This window comes from Hazenella coriacea (assembly GCF_004341825.1).
Lineage (GTDB): Bacteria > Bacillota > Bacilli > Thermoactinomycetales > Thermoactinomycetaceae > Hazenella > Hazenella coriacea.
Genome location: NZ_SMAG01000004.1, coordinates 137,978 through 160,895 on the forward strand (window position 1 = coordinate 137,978; position 22,918 = coordinate 160,895).

A 22,918-nucleotide genomic window follows, 5' to 3' on the forward strand; every position below is an offset into this window, starting at 1 on the left:
TGGGGACGCACTTCTCTTTTCGTCTAGGCTTGTCAAGATATGAGGAAATTAAGGGTCCGTGTGACAAAAGTTCCTATTCGATACCATTTTTTAAAAAACAACTTGGACACTCATCCATGAATAATAAAAATTAACGGTGAGATGAGGCATCAAGTGGAAACATGGTTGCCTCATGGATAAAAGGAGGAATCATCTTATGTTCTGTTTGTAACCGGATCATCGTATCCAATGTCCGTAATGCGTGAACTTGCTGCCTTCGTTTCAACTTTCCTTTTTCTACAGAGTCAGCAAACTCATCTATATCAATCAATTGGTAATGTCCATCTGAGTGGATAATTAAATCAAACAAAAGGTCTACCATCACATATCGTAATCGACCAACCTGATGCATCTCCATCACATCACAGTAATAGTAGAGAAATTCTCCCGATCGAGTAAATACTTTGGAGATCGTATATCCCTTCTTTACAAAATAGTAGGTGAGGAAAATTCTTTTCCCATCAGGATTGGGATATTGGGTAGCAAAACAATGACGACCTCGCCAATCGCGAACCAGTTCATTATAAGTTTTATTTATCGTTGTAAACTTAATTTTTTTAATGATAACATTCACACAACCACTCCCCACCCTTAAAGCCATTCTTTCGTCAAATGCATAAAAAAAAGGCGAATCTGTGTCCTACAAAGGACTCCTGTCGCCTTCTCCTCTATATGGTAGCGGCGGAGGGCCTCGAACCCCCGACCTTACGGGTATGAACCGTACGCTCTAGCCAACTGAGCTACACCGCCAAGATGGTTGCGGGGGCAGGACTTGAACCTGCGACCTTCGGGTTATGAGCCCGACGAGCTACCGACTGCTCCACCCCGCGTCATTGATTATTTAACTCTTGTCGTCGCCAACAAATATTATTATATACAGATAGGATAGTTAAGTCAATAGATTTTACTAAAAAAATTATAAGCTATTTTCACATGTTGTTTTTTGATTTGAAACGCCAGGGAATCCTTATCAAAACCAAACTTTCATGTAGTGATCACTCAACACTACTGTAAATTGAGATATGGTTGTTGTCAATGAGCATAGTCAGATTGAGATGACTCTGATTTCAGTGTTGCCCATTCACCATACTCCTACACCTGATCCGAATAATGAACATCTTGTTTGCTAGAATAAAAAACATCTTCGATCCATATGGATGGAAGATGTTATCTAATTGCCTTCGATGATATAATTTTGCTCACCTGGTTTGCTGTAACCAAGTCGATGTGCAAGCTCCAATAGATAATCTTCACTTTTCAATTTTTGAATAGCCTCTTTTAAACCAATGGTTTCTTTTTGCACAACGACTAATTCTTCTTGCTTCAAAGTCAGTTGCTCTTGTTGATCCCAGATTTGAAACTGTTGGATAATCATTTGAATACAAGCCCAACCTACAAAAACAACCATACTCACAAGCCAAATCAAGCGCCGACGTCGAACCGATGGATGTAATTTAGGCTTTTTTGTTCTCTTTTTTTCAAGAACAGGATTGGCTTGTGAGGCTCCTTGACGAAAACGAAGAATTTTATCCGCTTGATGGTGAACAGGCATATTACTCATCCTTTTTACGAAACTTTACCCACAACGTTCGAATCTTATAGAAAAACTTTTTTAAACCGCCAATCAATGGTGTCATCCAAGGAGATAACCAATGATAGAAAGGACGGAATAGCCACTTGAATGGAATAAAAATTTTCAAAGATACTTTCCCTAGAACGAACAACAGACTCCATAACCACTTGAGTAACTGAATCACCCAACGACAAATTTGGATGAGAGGTAGCCAGATGAAAGTCTGGATGACCCTCAAAATTCCCAAGATCAATTTTTCAATCACAGATACGATCCAGCGAATCCCTTGAATCACCTGTCTACTAAGCCATTGATAATATAGAAAGAGTCCCGTACAAATGGCTACGAATATATAAAACCTTAGCTCTCCCCAATTACTCCACATTAGTAAACTAAAAACTAAAGCAGCTGAAACAGTCCAATACAAAAGATCAATCAGTGAAACAACCCAGCCTCGAAGTCGAAAACGCGTTTTTAATACTCGATAGGTATCTAAAATCACTCCTAACAACAGTCCCGAACTCAGCATCAGCGCCATTGTGATCCACTGCATTTGGAGCGTCACCGAAACAACCTACCCAGTAAATTTTTTGTTTTTTCTGTTCGAGGCATGGACAGATCCAAATAGCTAAAATCTATAAAATGACCTTCGATCGCAACACGACCTTGATCTAGATCTAAGCTCTTTATATGTAACTCCTGTCCCCGAATCCCTAAAAACCCATATTCGGTTTGGAGTAAAAACTCTTCACTATCAAAACTCTCCACACTAACAACGCCTGTAACTTCAAGTGAATTTCGGTTTGTTAGTATAATTTCATGTTGATTGTTTTGATTAGATACAGTCTCTTCAACCATCATCATGTACCTCCTCCCTTGGTACATGATATGGACAAAGCCTAACAGTTAGAACTAAAGGATTCCCCTTGCTTGACGTACTCTTCCTTCAAAATAGTAAACATGCCACCAGCATCTTCTTTCTTCACCGTTTCAGATAATCTCTCCACACGTGCTACAACGACTTTATTTCCAAAACGAATCGTAATCTCATCGCCCACACTAACAACCGTCCCTGCTTTAGCTACTTTTTTATTGATCTGCACCCGACCTTGGTCACATACTTCTTTAGCTAATGTTCGGCGTTTAATCAACCGAGACACTTTTAGAAATTTATCAAGTCTCAATCCGTTCACCACTTTTCTATTTGTTGCCCTATTGATCACTTAGACTATTGATTTCGGGGTTTCCTCTTAAATTCCTGCTAAGGAATCCTCCAAGTTCATTTTCTAATAGAATTCCAGCTCTCTATAGGAATTAATAATTATTCCTTAATCATCACTTTCAGCTTCTAACTTCTTCGCTTCATTCCACCAAGTATCTAGTTTCTCCATGGAGTAATCATTAAATGACCTCCCACTTTGCATAGCTTGTTCTTCGACATATCGAAAGCGTCCTTCAAATTTACGAATGGATCGAATCAAGGCTAATTCAGGATGGACCTTCATAAAACGTGATAAAGAACCAATCAGAACAAAGAGGAGGTCACCCAACTCATCTTCCCGCTCTTCATCAGTCTGTGCCGCCATTAATTCCTGTAGCTCTTCTTCTACCTTTTCTACTACTTCTTCCGTTCGATCCCAATCAAAGCCCATTTTAGCTGCTTTCTTACTAAGCTCATACGCCTTTAAAATAGCAGGTAAGCCTTTGGGAATCTGGTCTAATTCAGATGAAGGGGAAATCGCTTGATCAGAACGCTCTTTTTTCTTGATCTGTTCCCACTTTTGTTTTACATCTTCGGCAGTTTCAGCCACTTGATCTCCAAATACATGTGGGTGACGACGGATCATTTTATCTGTCAGTCTCTCAATCACTTCATAGATATCAAAAGTACCTTCTTCGCTTGCAATTTGCGAATGTAACATCACTTGGAGTAAAACATCTCCCAATTCATCCGCCATTGCTTCTACATCTTGATCGGCGACAGCCTCTAAAAATTCATACGTCTCTTCAATCAGGTAAGGACGTAAACTTTCATGTGTTTGTTTTCGATCCCAAGGACAACCCTCTGGACTTCTCAGATGAGCAATCACTTGTGTAAGAAAATCAAAGCGACCATACAAATCTTGTTCCTGTTGCACTGGAGGAACATAGACAGATGTCAGATCTGTAAAGTCATCCCGATGATCTAGTTCATAGAGCGGAAGAGATTCGATTCTCTCCAGTGTTGGAACTCCTAGTCCTGTAGCCAGTTGAATGGGATGGTCCTCAGGGTAAGCATCCATCAATGATAACTTTAATTCTGAAGCTACTAGTCGATCATATACTTGACCCACTAATATATGTACACGTGGGTCAATTCGATCCCCATGTAATTCAGAAGCATCTACCAGTTGAAATCCTTCGATCGGATCAAAACCGAGTCGAGCAAAGGCAGTATCCAAAAAACTACCTCCACCACGAACCTCAATCTCGATCCCCTGTTGCTCTCCTTCTGCTAAAAGAATTTGTACTGCTTTTTCGGCAACCATTGGATGACCTGGAACGGCATAGATCAATATCGGTTCCTTTTCTGCGATCTGAAACAAACGATCTGCGATTTCCCGATAGACAGCTGCGAAGTTAGAATGGTTCTGATAGACAGAGTCAAACGTTTGGAACGATACCCCCTCGTTTCGTAACCATGAAACTACAGGGTGTTTTTCAGTACGCAACCAAATCGATGTATGTTGTTTGAATAACTTTAATGTGCCAAGTGGCAAGGCATCTTCGTCACCTGAACCTAGACCCACAATGACAATTTTATTTTTCGCCTCTTTCATTTTTACCCACCCCTATGAACGAAGTAAACGCCATTTCTCTAAAATCGGTAATAATTTAGCTTGTAGTTTAGGCACCTTCTCTATATCTTCTCTTGTTAATATCCCCAAGTAAAACAAAGACCAAAAATAAATGATTCCTCCCACTGCCACAGAGACCAACGATGTAACAGCCATAGCTGGGCGGTAAGACAGGAATGGTACAGTCATCTTTTGAATCAACCAGACAGAAGCGAAGGTGACGATCGCCATCCAAACCACCGCTATACAAATCCTCCCGATTTCTCGTAAGGTAATTGATAAATTGACTACTTTTAACAATGCAAATAAATTAAGAATCGTAGCAACTGCATAGGCTGCTACAGTCGCAATGGCGGCTCCTCGAATATCCCAGATCGGAATAAGCCATAGATTTAATCCCAACTTAACTAACACACCAATCAATAAGTTCCATGCAGGCAAATAGAGTCGTCCCGCTCCCTGTAAAATCCCTGTGGAAACAGCTCCCAACGTAGAAAAGAGAGTCGTAAAAGCAAGGAGCATCAAGGCCTCAGAGCCTGTTGCATCTTTAAATAACATCACATTGGTAGGTAAAGCTACCACGGCTAGCCCAATGGATGCTGGCACCCCCACGATATAAGTGAAACGAATAGCCAGTGTTGCCCGATCATCCGCTTCTTTTTCCCTTTGCTGTGCTTTAGCTTCAGCAATCGCAGGCACTATGGATAAAGAGATAGCCGTTGCAAAAAATGCAGCAAACTGAATCAAGGGTTGACCTCGGTCATAAGCCCCTTTTAAACTAATCGCTTCAGAACCCCAACCCCATTGTTCTAATAAATTAGCAACCGTAAAAGAGTCGACAAGTGAAAAGAGAGGAAGTGTCAATGCTCCCAGACAAATGGGTAGTGAAACAGCGATCAACTGGGAGATAATTTTACCCGTGTGTTCAACTGGCTCAAAGTCCTCGGTGGTTGTTTGAAGTTGAAGTGAAGAACGTTGTTTCATTCTAAAATAAAGGAGAATGATGAAAGAGCCAACAGCTCCAGTCACAGCACCGAAGATAGCACCTGCTCCTGCATAAACAACGCCATAGCCAAACTCCATAAAATACCATGCACTTATCAAAATGGTCGTGACTCGAATCAATTGTTCAACCACTTGCGATGTAGCCGTAGGAATCATATTCTGATATCCCTGAAAATAGCCACGAAAAGCGGCTAACATCGGAACGATTAAGAAAGCAAATGAAACAGATTGAATGGGAAGGGTTAATAACTCTGGTTTTCCCATCCAACCAGCAATTGAACCTGCTCCAAAAAACAATAATAAAAAAAAGATAAAACCTGTAAAAAATAACATCACTGAAGAGACACGAAATATTTTTCGAGCGGCTTGAACCTGATTAGCAGCCACCTTCTCAGAAACTAATTTCGAGATCGCTATGGGGAATCCAGCTGTTGCCAAAATTAAAAGGGTACTGTATAAGGGATATACTTGTTGATACACATACATCCCATCATCCCCAGTAATATTTTGATAAGGAATCCGATACACAGCACCTAGAATTTTAGTAATAAGAGCAGCAATCCCTAAGATCACTGTACCTTTCACAAACGTTTGTTGATCTTGTGCCATGATTTTCCCCTTTCCAACACAATGCACTGATTTTCATTATACAAAAGTGCAAGAGGTTGGCAAAGAAAAAGCAGGCAATGCCTGCATAGTGATTATGAGATGATATAATTCAAGCAGGTTCTAATGTGGATAAGATTCACTCAGAACCTGCTTGTGTTGTGAGGACGTAATCATAGATGGCTACTGTTCCATTTGTTTTCCTAGAAAGGCTGCAGCCGTACCTGCTAATTTCGTCTCTACTTCTCCCATTCGCTGTCCATCTTTTTTGGATAAAAGGATGACAGCTCCGATCGGGTCTCCTCCTGCATTAATAGGTACGATAATGTAGGATTGATACTCTTCAGGGAATCCTTTAATGATTTCAGCGCTTATCAAGGAAAATTCAGTATGCGTTCTTCTTTGTTCCATGCATGACTCTACGAGATCACTAATCGACTTTTCTAAGTACTCTCTTTTTGAAGCTCCTGCCACTGCAATCACACTATCACGATCGCAGATGAGTGTAATATGTTGGATATTTTCATAAAGTGCTTCTGCAAACTCTTGCGCAAAATCCCCTAATTCACCGATGGGAGAGTATTTTTTCAAGATCACTTCTCCATCACGATCGACAAAGATCTCTAAAGGATCCCCCTCCCGGATGCGAAGCGTCCGGCGAATTTCCTTAGGTATGACGACACGCCCGAGATCGTCGATCCGACGAACGATGCCGGTTGCTTTCATAAATGGCACTGCCTCTCTTTCATAGTAAGATTATTTCCAATCAGACCCTTGGTTCTTATTGTCCTAACGCCCATAGTATTGTTCTGCTTCCAATTTATTATTCGACAGTGATAGGTATAAAAAAAAGCAAGGCTGGAATCGCCCTGCTTACAATACTTATTTTTTGGCCGGTTCTGGTTTTGGCATAAAGGATTCATAATGAACTTCCTTGTCCAAAATCTCCATAAAAATATCCTGGCTCTTTTTACCTTTATATTCATCAGGAGCTTGTGTTACACTCTCTTTCTTCCGTTCGATCACTTTCAAAATATGATAACCATAATCCGTTTTAACTAAACCACTCACTTGATTCAAAGGCAAAGTTTTAGCAGCTTGTGCAAACTCTGGAACAAACTGATCAGCAGCCCCTTCAATTTTTCCACCTTGGTCTTTACTTCCAGGATCATCGGAGTATTCCTTTGCCAACTTAGCAAAATCGCCACCTGCATCCAATTTTTTCTTCACTTCTTCTGCACGTTTCTTAGCTTCAGCATCGGTACGGAGTGGCTCTTTCGTTTGTGCATTTTCCAAGGCAATTAAGATATGATCCACCTTCACTGCATCATATTGTTCCTTTTTAAACTGTTCATCATAATAAGCACGAAGTTGAAAGTCGCGTGCAATAAATTTGCGTAATTCCTCTTTATTGAAACCTTTACCTTTAATTGCTTCATCTACTGATTTCGGACCTTTGGGGTCTTGTGTAGCAGCCGTTTTAAATTCTTCATCAAGTTCTTTTAAAGTCTCATCAGCTTTTTTAAAATAAGTTTCTTCGTCTTTCATTTTACTTGAGATGTATAGCTGACCTGCGTATTCTTTAGACAATTGTTCTTTAATTTCACTTACCTGTTCACTCATCTCTGAGGCTGTCAACATCATACCAATCTGTGGAGAAAAGAAACTAAAAATATTGATGTAACGGTTCAGCTCACCTTCAGTGATCTGTCCTCCTTGATACTTGGCCACAACTTTTTTACTCGTTGTACTTAAGGGCTTAAATTCACCTGAGTCTTCTTGACCTTGTTGATTTTTTATATCTTCTTTCTCATCAGTACTACAACCTGTTAATAACATAGAACCGACTAGAACCGCTGATAAAAGTCCAGCCAAAATCCTTCTTCTACTCCAATGCCGCATTTTGAATTGCCCCTTTCCGTTTTGGAACCGTTTCATATTTTACCAAAAATTGCTCTACCATCGCTAGTGCAGCTTCCGGTTTCAAGCCTTTTGTTTTAAATGTGATCCCGACTCGCTGACCGGACGAAAGACGAATTCGACCTGGATATTGATTGACAAGCTGAAATAATGCCTGACCATCAATCTGATCATTCTGATCAGGAGACAATTTCATACTAATCTCACTACCTTTTTGCTCAACCACTTCAATATTGTAGTTCACTGCATAAGCTTTAATTCTCGAGACACGCAACAACGTTTGAACAGGCTCTGGTAAATCACCAAAACGATCTTCAATCTCTTCCTCTAGATCTCGAGCTTCTTGGAGTGTAGAAACAGCACGAATCTTCTTATATAATTCAATCTTTTGCTTCTCATCTTGAATGTATTCTGAAGGTAGATAAGCATCTACATTTAGTTCTATCTGTGGTTCTGCTTGCTGTTCATGCTCCACTTTCCCTTGTAACTCTGCAACAGCTTCTTTCAACATTTGACTATATAGTTCAAATCCAACGGTAGCAATGTGTCCATGTTGTTCAGCTCCTAACAGATTCCCCGCACCACGAATCGACAAGTCACGCATCGCGATTTTAAACCCAGATCCTAATTCAGTAAATTCTTTGATCGCTTGTAAACGCTTTTCAGCAGTCTCTGACAACACTTTATCCCGTTGGTAGGTAAAATAAGCATACGCAATCCGGTTGGAGCGTCCTACTCGTCCCCGTAACTGATACAATTGGGATAAGCCCATTTTATCAGCATCATAAATAATTAAAGTATTCACGTTGGGAATATCTACACCTGTTTCAATAATCGTCGTGCTGACTAATACATCATACTCCCCATCGAGAAAATCTAACATCACTTTCTCTAGTTCAGCCTCTGCCATTTGTCCATGTGCCACAGCTACTTTCGCATCAGGCACCAGCATTCGAATCTGATCCGCCATCTGATCAATGTTATGAACTTGGTTGTATAAGAAATATACTTGACCACCGCGAGCCATTTCTCGTTCTACAGCTTCACGAACCAGTGCGGCCGAATATTCCAAGACATAGGTCTGTACTGGAAAGCGATTTTCAGGTGGTGTTTCAATCACTGACAAATCTCTGACCCCCATCATCGCCATGTGCAAGGTACGGGGAATCGGAGTCGCCGAAAGAGTAAGAACATCAATATTATGTTTAATCTGTTTAATTTTCTCTTTATGTTTGACACCAAAACGCTGCTCTTCATCAATAATTAACAATCCAAGGTCTTTATAAACAATATCTTTAGATAAAAGACGATGAGTTCCGATCACAATATCAACAGTACCGTTCTTAAGCCCTTCAGTCGTCTCTTTAATCTCCTTACGAGAGCGGAATCTACTTAGCACTTGGATCTGTACCGGATATTCGGAAAAACGCTCTCTAAAAGTCTCGTAATGTTGTTGAGCCAAAATCGTAGTCGGTACAAGTACAGCTACTTGCTTGCCTTCCATGGTTGCTTTAAACGCAGCACGAATCGCCACTTCCGTCTTTCCATAACCCACATCTCCACAGAGTAAACGATCCATCGGTTGAGAGCGTTCCATATCTATTTTAATCTCATCAATCGATCTCAATTGATCAGGTGTTTCCTCATAAGGAAATAAGGTTTCGAATTCTTTTTGATAGGGAGTATCTTTAGAAAAACTATATCCCTTGGCCTCTTGTCTTCGAGCATATAACTCGATCAAATCTTGAGCAATGTCTTGAACGGATGAGCGAACCTTATTCTTTACCTTACTCCATTCACTTCCACCCAAGCTATATACCTTAGGAAGCTTCTCTTCGCTACCCACATACTTCTGAACTTGGTCAATCTGTTCGACAGGAACATAAAGTTTATCATTGCCCGCATATTGAACATGAAGATAATCTTTATGCATGCCTCCTACATTCAGTGTTTCAATCCCTGCATATCTTCCAATTCCATGGTTGACATGAACGACATAGTCACCTGGCTTTAACTCTTGATAATCTTTAATTTTTTCTGCATGATCCATTTTAACATGACGACGAGTCCGACGTTGTTTTTGTGTGAAAACTTCTCCCTCTGTCACTACAACTAAGCGAACCCCTGCCATTTCAAAACCATTTTGCAGCATCCCTACTCGAATGACAGGATGGCCTGGCAATGGTGGCTGATGAGAAGAGTCACGAGTCACTTCCATCTCATAATCAGCAAGAACCCGTTCTAGCCTTTCCAGTCGTTCTTCACTACTCGCAACAAAAACAACCCTCATGTTCGACTTATTCCAACGGTCCCACTCCGCTTTAAGAACATGCATCTGCCCATGAAACTGTTGCATTCCTCGACAAATCATTTGAATAATATTCTGTGGTTGGATTCCAGGAATCTGCCTCATAAAAAGGGAAAGATAAATTCGTTGATGTTCTTTTTTGATCACGACATCGTCATAGGAAAGAGAAATTTGTAGTTGAGGTAAAAACTCTCCCTGTTGTAAGAGAGCGGTTTGCCACTCCCCTTCCTCTTTCTCCATTTGTTTTGCACTCTCCGCAATTCGGGTTGGCTCATCTAAAATAAGGATCGAATTTTTTGGCATATAATCAAGTAAGCTCTCACAATCGGGGTAAATCTGGGAAATATACTTATAGATTCCGGTAAATAATACACCTGTCTTTAACTGTTCAATATCCCAACTGATCGCTTCTGTTAGCTTTTGTTTTAATGCAGGATCCTTGACTGTACGAAGTCGTTCTTCTAATAACTTCTCTACACGTTCTCCTGCATCATATAGAAGTTTGTCATCAGCAAATAACTCCTGTGCAGGAGGAATGACCGCTTGTTGCCATTTGGCAATGGAGCGTTGATCCGAGACAGAAAAGGGGCGAATCGAATCGACCTCATCATCAAACCATTCGACCCGGATCGGTTGAGAAAAAGCTGGAGGGTAAACATCCGCAATTCCTCCACGAATACTAAATTCACCTGTTTTTTCTACTAAATCAACCCGTTGATATCCAATTTTGACTAACCGTTCAGCAACCTCTTCAATCGGTGCGACTTCTCCCACAGTTAGATGGAGATGGCTATTTGCTACTATTTTTTTTGGAGGAAATAGTTTTCTAAGTCCTGCAAATGGAACAATTAGCACACCAGAAAACCCTTGGGATAACCGTGATAATACATCAACTCGTTCTCCCAAGGTTTCTTGCCCTGCCAATGCAATCTCTGTGGTGACCAGCTCATTAGCGGGATAAAGAAGAACATTTTCCTTTGGTAATAACTCTTGTAAATCCTCAGCTGCTTTTTGCGCTTGATTGAGGTTATGAGTAACCAATAAGATGGGGCGCTCTGTTTCCTCTACTAAGGCAGCTATATACAACATCCTCGCTGTACCTGTTAATCCCGCAACTAACTGTTCTTTTAATTTTTGTTGAAGTCCGACCACCGTTGACTGAAAATCACGATCCTGTTTTAATATATGAATCAACGGTCCCAATAGTTGTTCCTCCTCTGCGCCTCTTTATTTTCATCTACCCATATAAAAGAAGCCTTAGCTTCCAACAGCCAAGGCCGTTTTCCGTATAGTCAGAAAAAAACGGAATGATTCCTTATGATCAATGAAATAAATAAGGCTGTAAAGATAGTTCAGGAGTTCTTTCAAGTACTTCTTGACATGACTCACACACAATTCGAACTCGCTGATTTCCATTCGTATCAATGGTTATTATATCTTTCCGTTCCTCTGGGGTCAACTGATCAAAGCCTAATTGTGACTCTGTCAGATCACTTGATTCCAGTTTTCCCACCGTTGCATGACAGTAGCGACAGACATACTCAATCGCCATCTTGATGCCCCCTAATAAAAAATATTCGTTCCTAGTATCACCAGAACGAAGAAAAACATTCCTATCGAAGGCGATCAAGTGGTAGAAAAAATCATTGTAAATCAGTTTTTCAAGTCATCAATTAAGCATTGTATACATTCATCACTTCCAAAAAAGTAGAGTCCAGCCAACGATCCATGGCTTTTGCAGATCGATCCACTGCATCATCGATGGTAATTCTCTCATCCTGGTTAAAATGAGATAACACATAATCGGGTACAGGGATACGCCCCGTTGGACGTCCAATCCCAACTTTTAATCGCTTAAATTGATCCGTGCCCAAATGCTGGATGATCGACTTCATCCCATTGTGACCCCCTGAGCTTCCCTTTAAGCGAAGGCGAATTTTACCTGGTGGCATATCCAAATCATCATAAATAACACATAAATCATCCAGGTCAGCTTTCAGCCAATCCATCGCAGGGCGAACCGATTCTCCTGATAAGTTCATGTAAGTGAGTGGTTTGATCAATATTACTTTTTCACCATTGACCACACCTTCTCCCACTTCTGCTTTCCATTTTTCTTTCGAAATAGAGATTCCCCAGTGTTGACTTAACAGGTCAATCACCCAAAAACCTACGTTATGGCGAGTCAATGCGTACTTCATTCCTGGATTCCCTAATCCTACGATTACCTTCATAGTAGCCTCCAATCTACGAAGAAAAAGACGCAACAACGGGGTTGCGCCTTATGATAAGATTTTTTATTCTTCTTTTTTAGGTTCTCCTGCTTCAGCCGTAACCTCTTCAGCTGGTTCTTCAGCTTGAGGTGGAACGATCGAAGCAACAACCGTTTGTGGATCAGTAAGTAACTCAAGCCCTTTAGGTAATGAGATATCTGCTAATAAAAGTGTATCTCCAACCTCAAATGAACGAATATCAACCGTGATCTCTTCAGGAAGCTCATTAGGGAGACCTCGAACCATCATCTCACGAACGGGCTGTTGTAAAATTCCACCTGCTTTTACACCCACAGCTTCTGCTTCTCCGACAAGAACCACAGGTACTTCAGCATCGATCGGTTGGTTTAACTGTACTTCTTGAAAATCAACATGAATAATACTTGATTTCAATGGATCTCTTTGTACGTCTCTAACAATTACATGGTGATTCTTTCCGTTTATGTTCAACTCAACGAGACCAGTCAAATGTGATAAGACCTTACGAACCTCATTTTCTTCTAATTGAAGAGATGCAGATTCTTTTCCTTTTCCATAAACAATAGCAGGTACTCTTCCAGTGTTACGGAGCTTTTGTAGTTCTCCTCGGGTTAAATTTGTTCGTTTTTCTGCTTTAATGGTGACAGACATAGTTTAAAATCCCCTTTCTCTAACCACCTAATATGGGTTATATCCTATTTCAAGGGGATTCAAACATACAAACCTATGAACAAACTTTTAATCAAATAGTTTACTTACAGATTGTTCATTATGAACTCGAATAATCGCTTCCCCAATCAGTGGAGCTACAGAGAGGATTTTCGTTTTATCAAGCTGCTTGCTTTTGGGTAATGGAATCGTATCTGTTACAACCATTTCGGTAATATTAGAATCACGAATTCGGTCTATAGCTGGTCCCGATAAGACCGGATGTGTACAACAGGTGTATACTTCTTTTGCACCATGTTCAATTAAGGCATTGGCTGCTAAAGTTATCGTTCCAGCAGTATCAATAATATCGTCGATAATGATGGCTGTTTTCCCTTCCACATCACCTACGATGCTCATCACTTCCGCTACGTTTGGTTCAGGTCTCCGTTTATCAATGATAGCGATTGGAGCTTCCAAGCGCTCTGCAAGGCGACGAGCACGAATCACGCCACCATGATCTGGAGAAACCACGACCACATCTTTAAGCCCTTTTTCGCGGAAATATTCACCTAAAATAGGAACTCCCACCAAGTGATCGACAGGAATGTTAAAAAAGCCTTGGATTTGTGTAGCATGTAAATCCATGGTAATAATTCGATGCGCTCCTGCTGTTTCAATTAGATTGGCTACAAGCTTAGCTGTGATCGGATCGCGAGCACGAGTTTTACGGTCTTGACGAGCATAACCATAGTAAGGGATCACGACATTAATTGTTCCGGCTGATGCTCTTTTTAGGGCATCCACCATCACAAGAAGTTCCATCAGATGTTGGTTTACAGGATCACAGGTAGACTGGATCACGTAAACATCGGAACCACGAACACTCTCATTTAATTTAACATGTATTTCTCCATCACTAAACTTTCCTACTTGAGCATCACCCAGAGGGATCCCGATATGCTCACAAATACTCTCGGCTAGTGTTGGATTTGAATTACAGCTAAAAACTTGTAATCGGGTACGTGACATGGGAACAATGCGCCTCCAGTGTTATTCAGACTTAGAACTATCTTCAAATTTAGCCATTAACTTAGGTACGTAATCAGGTTTTGTGGTTTGACGTTCTCTTGCAATCGCAAAAGCATCAGCAGGAACATCATCCGTAATGGTTGAACCTGTTGCGATATAGGCTGACTTCTCAACTTTAACAGGTGCAACTAGGTTCACATTACATCCCACAAAAGCATGATCTTCAATCACTGTTTTATGTTTATTTTTACCATCATAGTTAACAGTTACTGCACCACAACCAATATTTACATGTTCGCCAACTTCAGCATCTCCTACATAAGCGAGATGTGATACTTTTGATCCTTTACCAATATCAGCTTTTTTTAGATCAATAAAGCAACCAATTTTCACTTGTTCAGAAAGATGTGTATGTGGACGAATATAGACATAAGGACCGACTTTTACTTGAGAGTCAAGTTGACTTTTCTCTATAACGGTATATTTAACTTTGACATCATCTTCAATACGTACATCTGTGAAGTCAGCTTGAGGACCGATCTGGCAACCTTCACCAATGATCGTCTGTCCACGTAAAAAAGTACCAGGGTGTATGACTGTATCAGATCCTATTTGGACATCGGCTTCAATATAGGTATTGGAAGGGTCTATAATCGTCACACCATTGATCATATGCCTACGCAAGATGTGCTGTCTCATATATGATTCTGCTTCTGCTAGTTGAATACGATCATTGACCCCCATGGCCTCATTGGGATCAGAGATGACTTCTGCACTAATCCGTTCTCCTTGACTATTTAAAATAGAAAGGACATCGGGTAAATAATATTCACCTTGGACATTATCATTATTAACCAAACGTAACGCTTCGAAAAGTTTTTGATTATCAAAGCAAAATGTCCCTGTGCTTACTTCCTGAATCAAACGCTCTTCCTCGGTCGCATCTTTATGTTCAACAATGCGGTCTACGCCACCCTCATCGTTACGCACAACTCGACCATACCCTGTAGGATCATCAAACCGAGCAGTTAAAACAGTGGCTGCTGCTTCCGTTTTTAGATGCTCTGCTACTAATTTTGTAAGCGTTTCCCCTGTAAATAGTGGGTGATCCCCATTTAAGACTAGTGTGATTCCCTCTTCTTCTTCGAGTACAGGTGACGCTTGCATGACTGCATGGGCAGTCCCTAATTGTTCGGTTTGCTCAACAAAAGAAACTTGATCTCCAAGATGCTCTTTGATACTCTCTGCCAAATGACCAACAACCATCACTGTTTTAGTAGTTTCAATCTCCTGAAGTACCCCGACAATATGATCGATCATTGGTTTCCCGCATACAGGATGAAGAACCTTATGTTTTTTAGACTTCATTCTCGTTCCTTTTCCTGCTGCTAGAATCACCGCATACAGATGTTGCATAGTTGAAGTGCCTCCGTTTCCTCGCAAACTTCCTTTTCGAATATATCCCAAAGTATGTAGGATTGCAACCGAAGCTCCTTTGATTATCGCATAAAAAAAGACCTCTAGTTGTATAGAGATCATATTTACTATAAATGGTCTTTATACTAAGACAAAATCAGTGGTGGATATAATGATTACCAACCTTCTAGAACGTCGGCGGCTCGATTTTCACCTTCCATAAGTTTGCATCTTACCAAGAAGAGAAGGATCGACTCCTAACTTGTGATAAATCGACACTATTGATGCTTAATAAATTCTTCTATGGGAATAATCATCCCATGATCGTTATCTATGTAGATCCCTCTTAAGAAATCATTTTGTAGCAGAGTTCTCATCATTAATGTTTCAGAGGTATATGTCATTGTAATAAAATGGGGGGACGCAAAAGGAATCTGAAGTAACTCTTCTTCATCGTACTCGTCAATTATGTCAGCTATAAAATCATAGTAAATATGCCCATCTTCAAACTCAACCACATACCTCGTCTTATTTAGCATATATCCTTTCACATTTCCAGCATGGGAAACTTGAGTAACCGATTCAATACCAAAATTCTCATCCCCAATTAATATAATTGAATGCATACCTAAAACCCTCACTTTTCCTTCTATTTCTCAATAAACTCTAATAGGTCCTCAAGATTATTAATTACTGCAAAACCTTCTTTTTGTGCTCCCTTTATTACAGATGGTTTAATATTGAATAACAGGGCATGTTTGGTATATAGCTCCAGTCCAATGACTAGAGCTATATACCAAACATGCCCTATGTAAAATCAACACTTACTAAATTGGTGACTTGATGATCACCTTTCTATCCATTAAGCATCCATCGAGATGGCTCGTTCTGAGCTTTCATTCTCATCCGTTTTCCGATACTCTTCCAAAACAGCTGATTCGATCTTTTGCCGGCTTCCTGGAGAAATCGGATGAGCAATATCTCGAAAGTCCCCATCAGGAGTACGCTTACTTGGCATAGCAACAAACATGCCGTTATTCCCATCAATCACTCGAATATCATGGACTACAAATTCACTATCAATGGTTATCGAGGCAATTGCGCGCATGCGACCTTCACGATTCACCTTACGAAGTCGAACATCTGTAATTTCCAACTGGTTACACCACCTATTTCCAAAGATGACTTGAAATAAGTATTCGAGAGCGATGAAACCAATTCCTCCTATAATTAGGGGTTTATTGGAATTTTGTTTCGACCCATACAATTTCCAATCCATAAAAAACTTTTGCCTGATTTAAGTTATTTGTTAACCCGTGCGATCACTTCCATCTCAATCAGAACATCTTTGGGTAAACGGGATACTTCTACACATGAGCGTGCAGGCTTGTGTTCGGAAAAATACTTTCCATATATGGCATTGATTTGCTCAAAATGTCCTAAGTCTTTAACAAAGAGCGTTGTTTTGACAACATCCTTCAACTGGCATCCAGCTGCCTCTAAGACCGCTTCAACATTTCTGAAAGTCTGATGGGCTTGTTTTTCAATATCTGGTTCGACTAACTCACCCTCTGGAGTTAAAGGAATTTGCCCCGAAGTAAAAATCCATTCACCCATCTGAATCGCTTGAGAATAAGGTCCGATTGCTTCTGGTGCATGTTTTGTTTCAATTCTTTTCAAGATCGCTCCTCCTTTTCCATAAATAGATTTCCCAAACCCACAGAAATCTCCCTTTTTTTGACATCCACTTCCGTCACTTGAGTGAGAGAGACAAATCCGTCTATGAGTTGTTCTTCCGCAGGTGTTTCGACCATCACACCCACTCCAACCACTTTCGCTTTAAATTCAGCAAGCAAATCGATCATACCTCTAACCGTTCCCCCAGCTTTCATAAAATCATCGATGATTAGCACATGAGAACCCTCTTCAAGACTTCGTTTGGATAATGAAAGCTGTTTCATCCGCCGACTGGACCCAGAAACCGTATTCACCGTGACGACAGAACCTTCTGTGACCCGATAGTCATAACGAACAATCACTACAGGCACCTGAAGATATTGGGCCGTCGCATAAGCCAAAGGAATCCCCTTTGTTTCAACGGTCATGATGGCATCGATTTTTTTACCAGCAAAAGCGGTAGCAAAAATTTTCCCGATATGACTCAACAACCAAGGTTCTCCCAATAAATCCGAAAGGTATAAAAAACCACCTGGTAAAATCCGCTCAGGGTTTGCTAATCGCTCACAAATTTCATCAAGTACTTGTCGAGCATGGTCAAGATCCATTTGGGGGATGTACCGAACTCCCCCAGCCGCTCCTGCCACAGTCTCCAGTCGCCCACTTCCCTCACTACTAAACACTTCATGGATAATAGCCAAATCTTCACTGATCGATGATTTGGCGGATTGATACCTTTCCGCAAAGGTAGTGAGTGGAACTAGGCGATACGGTTGGGAAAGTAATTGTTGCGTCATATCAACCAATCGTGCACTCCGTTTCCACTTTTCCATTGGGTACCTCCGAAAAAACCGAATATCATGACCGAAATATATCATTTTGTCCGGGTTTTATCAAGAACACTGTCATTACGCACACCCAGCATTCGGACTGCAAACACTTGCTGACAAAATCCCCGTAAACTATTAACGATCCTTTTCGCTCGTGATTCCCTCTTTACTAGACAAAAAACGGTTGGACCACTACCAGACATTAAAGCACCATCTGCACCGAATTGAATCATCTTTTCTTTTATCTTTCGTACTTCCGAGTACATTTCCATGGTCACAGGTTCAAGTACATTCCCAAGCATCTGCACCATCAGATCGTAATCTCTCTCTTTTACTGCCTGAATCATCGCTTCTGTCTGGGGATGCTTTTGGATCTTATTGACTCGTAAGCGTTGAAAAACATCAGCAGTGGAGACTCCATGAGTAGGCTTTGCTAAAACAACCCAACAAGGGGGTGGAGGTGGGATTGGAGTTAACAATTCTCCTCTACCTTTTGCCAAAGCCGTATGAGAATAAACACAAAAAGGAACATCTGATCCAATTTCAGCTCCCATATCTGCTAACTCCTGATCGCTTAGTCCTAGTTTCCATAAGCGATTTAACCCACGTAAAGTAGCAGCTGCATCACTGCTTCCTCCGGCTAATCCTGCAGCAACAGGAATTTTTTTGTCAATGTAGATTTGTACGCCTCGTTTAATCCCAGTTTTTTCTCTGAGTAGAGCAGCCGCTCGATAAGCCAAATTCCTCTCATCTTGAGGGACTAATCCTGAACTACTTACCAAGGTAATCGAAGAGGACTCTGTACCGATCAGATCGATTCGGTCCGCTAAGTCGATGGTGGTCATCACCATTTCCAACTCGTGATAACCGTCCGTTCGTTTATGTAACGCATCTAATGTTAAATTAATTTTTGCGGGTGCTTTTTCTGATATGTACAAAACTCTTCCTCCCATCTGCACCTTCTCTGGTTCTAGTTGTGTATGACCGCCTATCCCCGAACGAAACGAACAGAGTGTTTTTCTTATTGTATCATTTTCATAGATAAATAAACTACTTCCAATGACATCTAAAAAAGGCTGAGAGAACACCTCTCAGCCTCCAACCCCAACTCTTGCTTGAATATTTTATTGTCGTTGAGCCATCCGTTCTTCTGCCAACTGGATTGCCCGCTTGACCATGTTTCCTGCATCTCTTGCTTTGATCCCGCCCCAACCTTCTTTTTGGACGACATCGTAAAAACCCAGTTCCTTGGCCAACTCGACTTTTAAGGATTCCGACATGACACCACCACGACGTGCCAAAAAATCGCCTCCTTTAATTTTCAAGCAGAATTGAAAAGGCACTTCTAGTATGGTCTTAAGATTGAAATCGTATGTACTCAATTAGGTGGTTCTGTCCAGTCAACAATAGCAAAAAAATAGAACACAACGAGTGTGTTCTATCTATTGCGGAGATTTTACATATTTTACGGGGACTTGCTCATTTTCACTATTGAAAATGGTCAACTCGACCGACTCAGTTAAAACATCCGCGTAACTGTATGATACACGGTTAAACGCGTGTTGTTCTTCATCTAACTTCACAACGAAAACGGATGGGTAAGTCTCTTCTAATATACCCGTTCGTTCAATGGTCTTGCGGCGTCCGCTATTAGCTTTCAAACGGATCTTCTGCCCGATGTAACCGTCAAGGGTTAGCTTAATCTCTGATAGCGCATTTTTGCCCATTTGTACGACCACCTCACTTGTAGAAGATTATACTACAAATGGGTGCGAAAAGTCAAATGTAGATATTATAGCAGTGAGACAAACCACTTGTCAACGAAAAGCTTTCGTATTTTTTTAGACTGTAACATATTGGCTGCCACTGATGATGAGTTCAGTTTATGGGAATTGGCGGATCATTATTTCGTAAAACGATCCGCAACTGCACTTGCTGCATAAGATTCTGGTTTGATTTTAGCTGTATACCCTACAGAAGTTACCCAGCCAACTACTTCTTGAATTAACTTTCTGGTTTCTCCTTGTTGCCCAACATCTAAATGAATTTCCATAGGAACATCGACAGAAAAGCTAAAAAATCCTTGTTCCTTAATCAGTTCAACACATTGCAAACTATATTCCGTTTCACGGTAAATCCGGTAACGCAAATCTTTCATCGCTTTATGTCTATACTTGGTATAAAAGAAAATAGCCCCTTTTCCCATACGCTGAATAATAATGGCAGTTACAAAGGTCGTCTCAGCATCACGCGTCTGTGAATCGGTTCCAATGACAATTTTATAATCAGATTCTCGATCTTCATGGATATAGGACTGAATTTGAGCCATCACTTCTTCTAAGCTACATTGACCTTTTCGCGGATGAAAAAATATCACGGAAGTACCTCCAAAGGTAGGATGTCATGCTTTTCCTAAGCGTCGCTTCCTATTCTTTAATAGGTTTTCTGTTGGATCACCTGTGTCAATTGAGCAAATTCAGCTAGGTCTAAAGTTTCACCACGTCGTTTAGGATCAATCCCTGCTTCTACAAGCCACTGTTGTACTTCTTCTTTCGAAAATGAAGAAAGTAACCGGGCATGAAGCGTGTTTAATAACGTCTTTCTACGCTGTGCAAAGGCAGCTCGTACCACCTTAAAAAACAACTCCTCATTTTGCACATCAACAGCGGGTCGTTGGCGTAATGTCAATCTTGTTACAGCAGAATCTACTTGAGGACGCGGAATGAACACATGACTCGGAACACGTGCCACCGTTTCGGCTTCAGCAAAATATTGAACAAACACTGACAGTGAACCATAATCTTTGGTACCTGGTTTAGCTCCCAAGCGATCTGCCACTTCTTTTTGTATCATAATGACAATATTAGTTAAGGGTAAACGAGCTTCGAGTAAACGGATAATAATTGGAGACGTGACATAGTAAGGCAGATTTGCCACTACATGAATCGAATCAACATCTTGAAAATATTGATCAAATATCTCTGTAAGATCAATCGTAGTTGCATCACCATGGATAATCTCTACATGGCTTTGCTCTTGAAACAGTTGCTTGAGAACTGGAACTAAACGTTGATCCAGTTCAACTGCCACCACTTGAGAAGCTACTTCTGCTAGTCGTTCTGTCAAAGCGCCAATTCCTGGACCAATCTCTAACACTCCTGCGCGTTTGTTTAACTGTGATGCTTCCACAATTTTATCTAACACATGAGGGTCGGTGAGAAAATTTTGTCCTAAGCTCTTTTTTAATTGAATCCCATATTGCGCTAAAATATCTCGGGTACGTAGTGAAATGGGTTTACGATTCATCAGCTGTTTCCTTTCCGACCTTCTCCATCGCCTTGATTAGTTCTTCTTGTGAAATTCGTAAAACATGTAATCGGCGATAAAACTGTTTTGCATTTCCGTAGCCAATCTGGAGCACGTCGGCGATTTGCTGACGGTAACTTGCAGAATTAGGGGAACCGACAAAGCCTAAGTCAACATAATCCTCCCAAGTAAGTGGAGGAGCTTCTTCTTTACTTTCAGATCGAACCTGGGCAAGAGCTTGAATGATAGAGGTAGGTGAAGCATGTTCTACACCAATCTTATGTTTACCACGTGCTTCCTTCTGTGATAAAAAAGCATGCTTGACACCTGAGATCTCCTTAGATATGATCCGACGGATTCGCTCTCCTGCTTGGTCGGGATCTGTAAAAACAATGACTCCCCGTTTCTGTTGAGCGCGACGAATTTCTGCTAACACATGATCACCAATGGCTGACCCTCGGGTCTCAATCGTGTCTGCATCCACCGCACGTTGAACGGCCACTGTATCATTTCGTCCTTCTACCACTATGATCTCCTTAATTTTAGTCAAAAACAATAGAAATACCTCTTTCTTGAAAAAACTTAAAAATGATTATTACCAAAAACGATCACTGTCACCCATTCTCATCATTTTTCCCTTTTTTTACTATTATTCAAACACCTAAGTGTAGGGTTATTACATACCTTCCATCTTAAATAACCGCTTAGCATTATTAGTAGTCAATTGGGCAAGCTCTTCAAGAGAGAGTCCCCGAATCTGGGAGATTTGCTCAGCAACTAAACGGACATAACCAGTCTCATTTCTCTTTCCTCGATATGGGTGAGGAGCAAGATAAGGACAGTCTGTTTCCACTAAGAGGCGATCTTCTGGAACTTGGGCAGCGATTTCTTTTGGCAGATGAGCATTTTTAAATGTAACTGGACCACCCAAGCCAATCATAAAATCCAGCTCAAGGCATGCATTCATAAAATCCAGATCTCCACTAAAGCAATGCATCACACCGCCAACTTCCTCTGCATGCTCTTCTTTTAAGATCTGCAAAACATCCTCATGGGCATCACGGTCATGGATGATGATCGGATAGCCAGTCTCCTTCGCAATCGCGATCTGTTTGCGGAACACTTCTTGTTGTACTTCCTTTGGCGATGTATCCCAGTAATAATCCAATCCCATCTCCCCAAGCGCAACCACTTTCGGATGTTTAGTTAATTCACGAATCCAATTCAGATCCTCTTCCGTACAATCTTTCGCATCTTTGGGATGCCAACCCACAGAAGCATAAATAAAGTCATATTTATCGGCAAGCTCCAAAGTTGAAAGAATCGTTTTCCGATTAAATCCAACGTTTATAATCGTCGACACCCCAAACTCCTCATGGGCTCTTCGAATCACTTCATCTCGATCTTCAGCAAATTGTTCATCATTTAAGTGTGCATGACTATCAAATAACATTGTTCGATTTCCCTCC

At 40.9% G+C, this 22,918-nt stretch carries 26 protein-coding genes and 2 tRNA genes; all 28 read right to left on the reverse strand.

Features of this window, described 5'->3' with window-relative positions:
* Positions 1-130: 130 nt before the first annotated feature.
* The 28 genes from EDD58_RS09475 to EDD58_RS09610 all read right to left on the reverse strand — a co-directional run bounded on the left by EDD58_RS09475 (position 131) and on the right by EDD58_RS09610 (position 22,902).
* Positions 131-613 carry a ribonuclease FAU-1 family protein gene (locus EDD58_RS09475; protein WP_165875911.1) on the reverse strand — a complete coding sequence of 161 codons (483 nt, stop codon included), beginning with the start codon at positions 611-613 and terminating at the stop codon, positions 131-133.
* 99 nt (positions 614-712) lie between these two features.
* A tRNA-Met gene (locus EDD58_RS09480) sits at positions 713-789 on the reverse strand.
* Between the two features lie 4 nt (positions 790-793).
* A tRNA-Met gene (locus EDD58_RS09485) sits at positions 794-869 on the reverse strand.
* A 341-nt stretch (positions 870-1,210) separates the two neighbouring features.
* Positions 1,211-1,591 (reverse strand): FtsB family cell division protein, encoded by a 381-nt coding sequence (locus tag EDD58_RS09490; protein ID WP_165875912.1) that lies wholly within the window; start codon positions 1,589-1,591, stop codon positions 1,211-1,213.
* 1 nt (position 1,592) lies between these two features.
* Complete coding sequence (yabQ, locus tag EDD58_RS09495) at positions 1,593-2,165, reverse strand: spore cortex biosynthesis protein YabQ (protein WP_131924855.1); 573 nt, start codon at positions 2,163-2,165, stop codon at positions 1,593-1,595.
* 8 nt (positions 2,166-2,173) lie between these two features.
* Positions 2,174-2,470, reverse strand: a complete 297-nt coding sequence (gene yabP / locus EDD58_RS09500; RefSeq protein WP_131924858.1) for a sporulation protein YabP — start codon at positions 2,468-2,470, stop codon at positions 2,174-2,176.
* A gap of 41 nt (positions 2,471-2,511) precedes the next feature.
* Positions 2,512-2,796, reverse strand: coding sequence for an RNA-binding S4 domain-containing protein (locus EDD58_RS09505; protein ID WP_131924861.1), 285 nt, complete (start codon positions 2,794-2,796; stop codon positions 2,512-2,514).
* A gap of 144 nt (positions 2,797-2,940) precedes the next feature.
* Positions 2,941-4,431, reverse strand: a complete 1,491-nt coding sequence (yabN, locus tag EDD58_RS09510; RefSeq protein ID WP_131924863.1) for a bifunctional methyltransferase/pyrophosphohydrolase YabN — start codon at positions 4,429-4,431, stop codon at positions 2,941-2,943.
* Between the two features lie 12 nt (positions 4,432-4,443).
* Positions 4,444-6,063 carry a putative polysaccharide biosynthesis protein gene (locus EDD58_RS09515; protein WP_131924866.1) on the reverse strand — a complete coding sequence of 540 codons (1,620 nt, stop codon included), beginning with the start codon at positions 6,061-6,063 and terminating at the stop codon, positions 4,444-4,446.
* A 180-nt stretch (positions 6,064-6,243) separates the two neighbouring features.
* A complete protein-coding gene (gene spoVT, locus EDD58_RS09520; protein ID WP_131924869.1) occupies positions 6,244-6,786 on the reverse strand; it encodes a stage V sporulation protein T in 543 nt (180 codons plus the stop codon).
* Positions 6,787-6,942: 156 nt separating this feature from the next.
* A complete protein-coding gene (locus EDD58_RS09525) occupies positions 6,943-7,962 on the reverse strand; it encodes a peptidylprolyl isomerase (protein WP_165875913.1) in 1,020 nt (339 codons plus the stop codon).
* Complete coding sequence (gene mfd, locus EDD58_RS09530) at positions 7,946-11,491, reverse strand: transcription-repair coupling factor (RefSeq protein ID WP_131924875.1); 3,546 nt, start codon at positions 11,489-11,491, stop codon at positions 7,946-7,948. Before mfd ends, EDD58_RS09525 begins: the two co-directional genes overlap by 17 nt.
* Before the next feature lie 118 nt (positions 11,492-11,609).
* A complete protein-coding gene (locus EDD58_RS09535; RefSeq protein ID WP_131924878.1) occupies positions 11,610-11,840 on the reverse strand; it encodes an anti-sigma-F factor Fin family protein in 231 nt (76 codons plus the stop codon).
* 121 nt (positions 11,841-11,961) lie between these two features.
* On the reverse strand, positions 11,962-12,522 hold the full coding sequence (gene pth, locus EDD58_RS09540) for an aminoacyl-tRNA hydrolase (RefSeq protein WP_131924881.1): 561 nt from the start codon (positions 12,520-12,522) through the stop codon (positions 11,962-11,964).
* 63 nt (positions 12,523-12,585) lie between these two features.
* Complete coding sequence (locus EDD58_RS09545) at positions 12,586-13,191, reverse strand: 50S ribosomal protein L25/general stress protein Ctc (RefSeq protein ID WP_131924884.1); 606 nt, start codon at positions 13,189-13,191, stop codon at positions 12,586-12,588.
* An 87-nt stretch (positions 13,192-13,278) separates the two neighbouring features.
* Positions 13,279-14,220 carry a ribose-phosphate diphosphokinase gene (locus tag EDD58_RS09550; RefSeq protein ID WP_131924887.1) on the reverse strand — a complete coding sequence of 314 codons (942 nt, stop codon included), beginning with the start codon at positions 14,218-14,220 and terminating at the stop codon, positions 13,279-13,281.
* A 21-nt stretch (positions 14,221-14,241) separates the two neighbouring features.
* Positions 14,242-15,636, reverse strand: a complete 1,395-nt coding sequence (glmU, locus tag EDD58_RS09555; protein WP_131924890.1) for a bifunctional UDP-N-acetylglucosamine diphosphorylase/glucosamine-1-phosphate N-acetyltransferase GlmU — start codon at positions 15,634-15,636, stop codon at positions 14,242-14,244.
* 278 nt (positions 15,637-15,914) lie between these two features.
* Entirely contained in the window at positions 15,915-16,262 is a 348-nt protein-coding gene (locus EDD58_RS09560; protein ID WP_131924893.1) for a hypothetical protein, read from the reverse strand.
* Positions 16,263-16,498: 236 nt separating this feature from the next.
* Positions 16,499-16,792 (reverse strand): septation regulator SpoVG, encoded by a 294-nt coding sequence (spoVG, locus tag EDD58_RS09565; protein ID WP_131924896.1) that lies wholly within the window; start codon positions 16,790-16,792, stop codon positions 16,499-16,501.
* A gap of 146 nt (positions 16,793-16,938) precedes the next feature.
* Positions 16,939-17,316 carry a RidA family protein gene (locus EDD58_RS09570; RefSeq protein ID WP_131924899.1) on the reverse strand — a complete coding sequence of 126 codons (378 nt, stop codon included), beginning with the start codon at positions 17,314-17,316 and terminating at the stop codon, positions 16,939-16,941.
* Positions 17,313-18,146 (reverse strand): pur operon repressor, encoded by an 834-nt coding sequence (purR, locus tag EDD58_RS09575; RefSeq protein ID WP_131924901.1) that lies wholly within the window; start codon positions 18,144-18,146, stop codon positions 17,313-17,315. Before purR ends, EDD58_RS09570 begins: the two co-directional genes overlap by 4 nt.
* Positions 18,147-18,187: 41 nt before the next feature.
* A complete protein-coding gene (gene ispE, locus EDD58_RS09580; protein ID WP_131925007.1) occupies positions 18,188-19,081 on the reverse strand; it encodes a 4-(cytidine 5'-diphospho)-2-C-methyl-D-erythritol kinase in 894 nt (297 codons plus the stop codon).
* Between the two features lie 186 nt (positions 19,082-19,267).
* On the reverse strand, positions 19,268-19,444 hold the full coding sequence (locus EDD58_RS09585; RefSeq protein WP_131924904.1) for a small, acid-soluble spore protein, alpha/beta type: 177 nt from the start codon (positions 19,442-19,444) through the stop codon (positions 19,268-19,270).
* Positions 19,445-19,585: 141 nt separating this feature from the next.
* Positions 19,586-19,870 carry a biofilm formation stimulator Veg gene (gene veg / locus EDD58_RS09590; protein WP_131924907.1) on the reverse strand — a complete coding sequence of 95 codons (285 nt, stop codon included), beginning with the start codon at positions 19,868-19,870 and terminating at the stop codon, positions 19,586-19,588.
* Positions 19,871-20,046: 176 nt separating this feature from the next.
* The gene (locus EDD58_RS09595) at positions 20,047-20,520 is read right to left on the reverse strand and encodes a ribonuclease H-like YkuK family protein (protein ID WP_131924910.1); all 474 of its coding nucleotides are present in this window, start codon (positions 20,518-20,520) and stop codon (positions 20,047-20,049) included.
* Between the two features lie 56 nt (positions 20,521-20,576).
* Positions 20,577-21,449: a 16S rRNA (adenine(1518)-N(6)/adenine(1519)-N(6))-dimethyltransferase RsmA gene (gene rsmA / locus EDD58_RS09600; protein WP_131924913.1), complete on the reverse strand. Its 873-nt coding sequence runs from the start codon at positions 21,447-21,449 to the stop codon at positions 20,577-20,579.
* Positions 21,439-21,999 carry a ribonuclease M5 gene (gene rnmV, locus EDD58_RS09605; protein WP_131924916.1) on the reverse strand — a complete coding sequence of 187 codons (561 nt, stop codon included), beginning with the start codon at positions 21,997-21,999 and terminating at the stop codon, positions 21,439-21,441. Before rnmV ends, rsmA begins: the two co-directional genes overlap by 11 nt.
* 126 nt (positions 22,000-22,125) lie before the next feature.
* Positions 22,126-22,902 carry a TatD family hydrolase gene (locus tag EDD58_RS09610; protein ID WP_131924919.1) on the reverse strand — a complete coding sequence of 259 codons (777 nt, stop codon included), beginning with the start codon at positions 22,900-22,902 and terminating at the stop codon, positions 22,126-22,128.
* Positions 22,903-22,918: the final 16 nt, after the last annotated feature.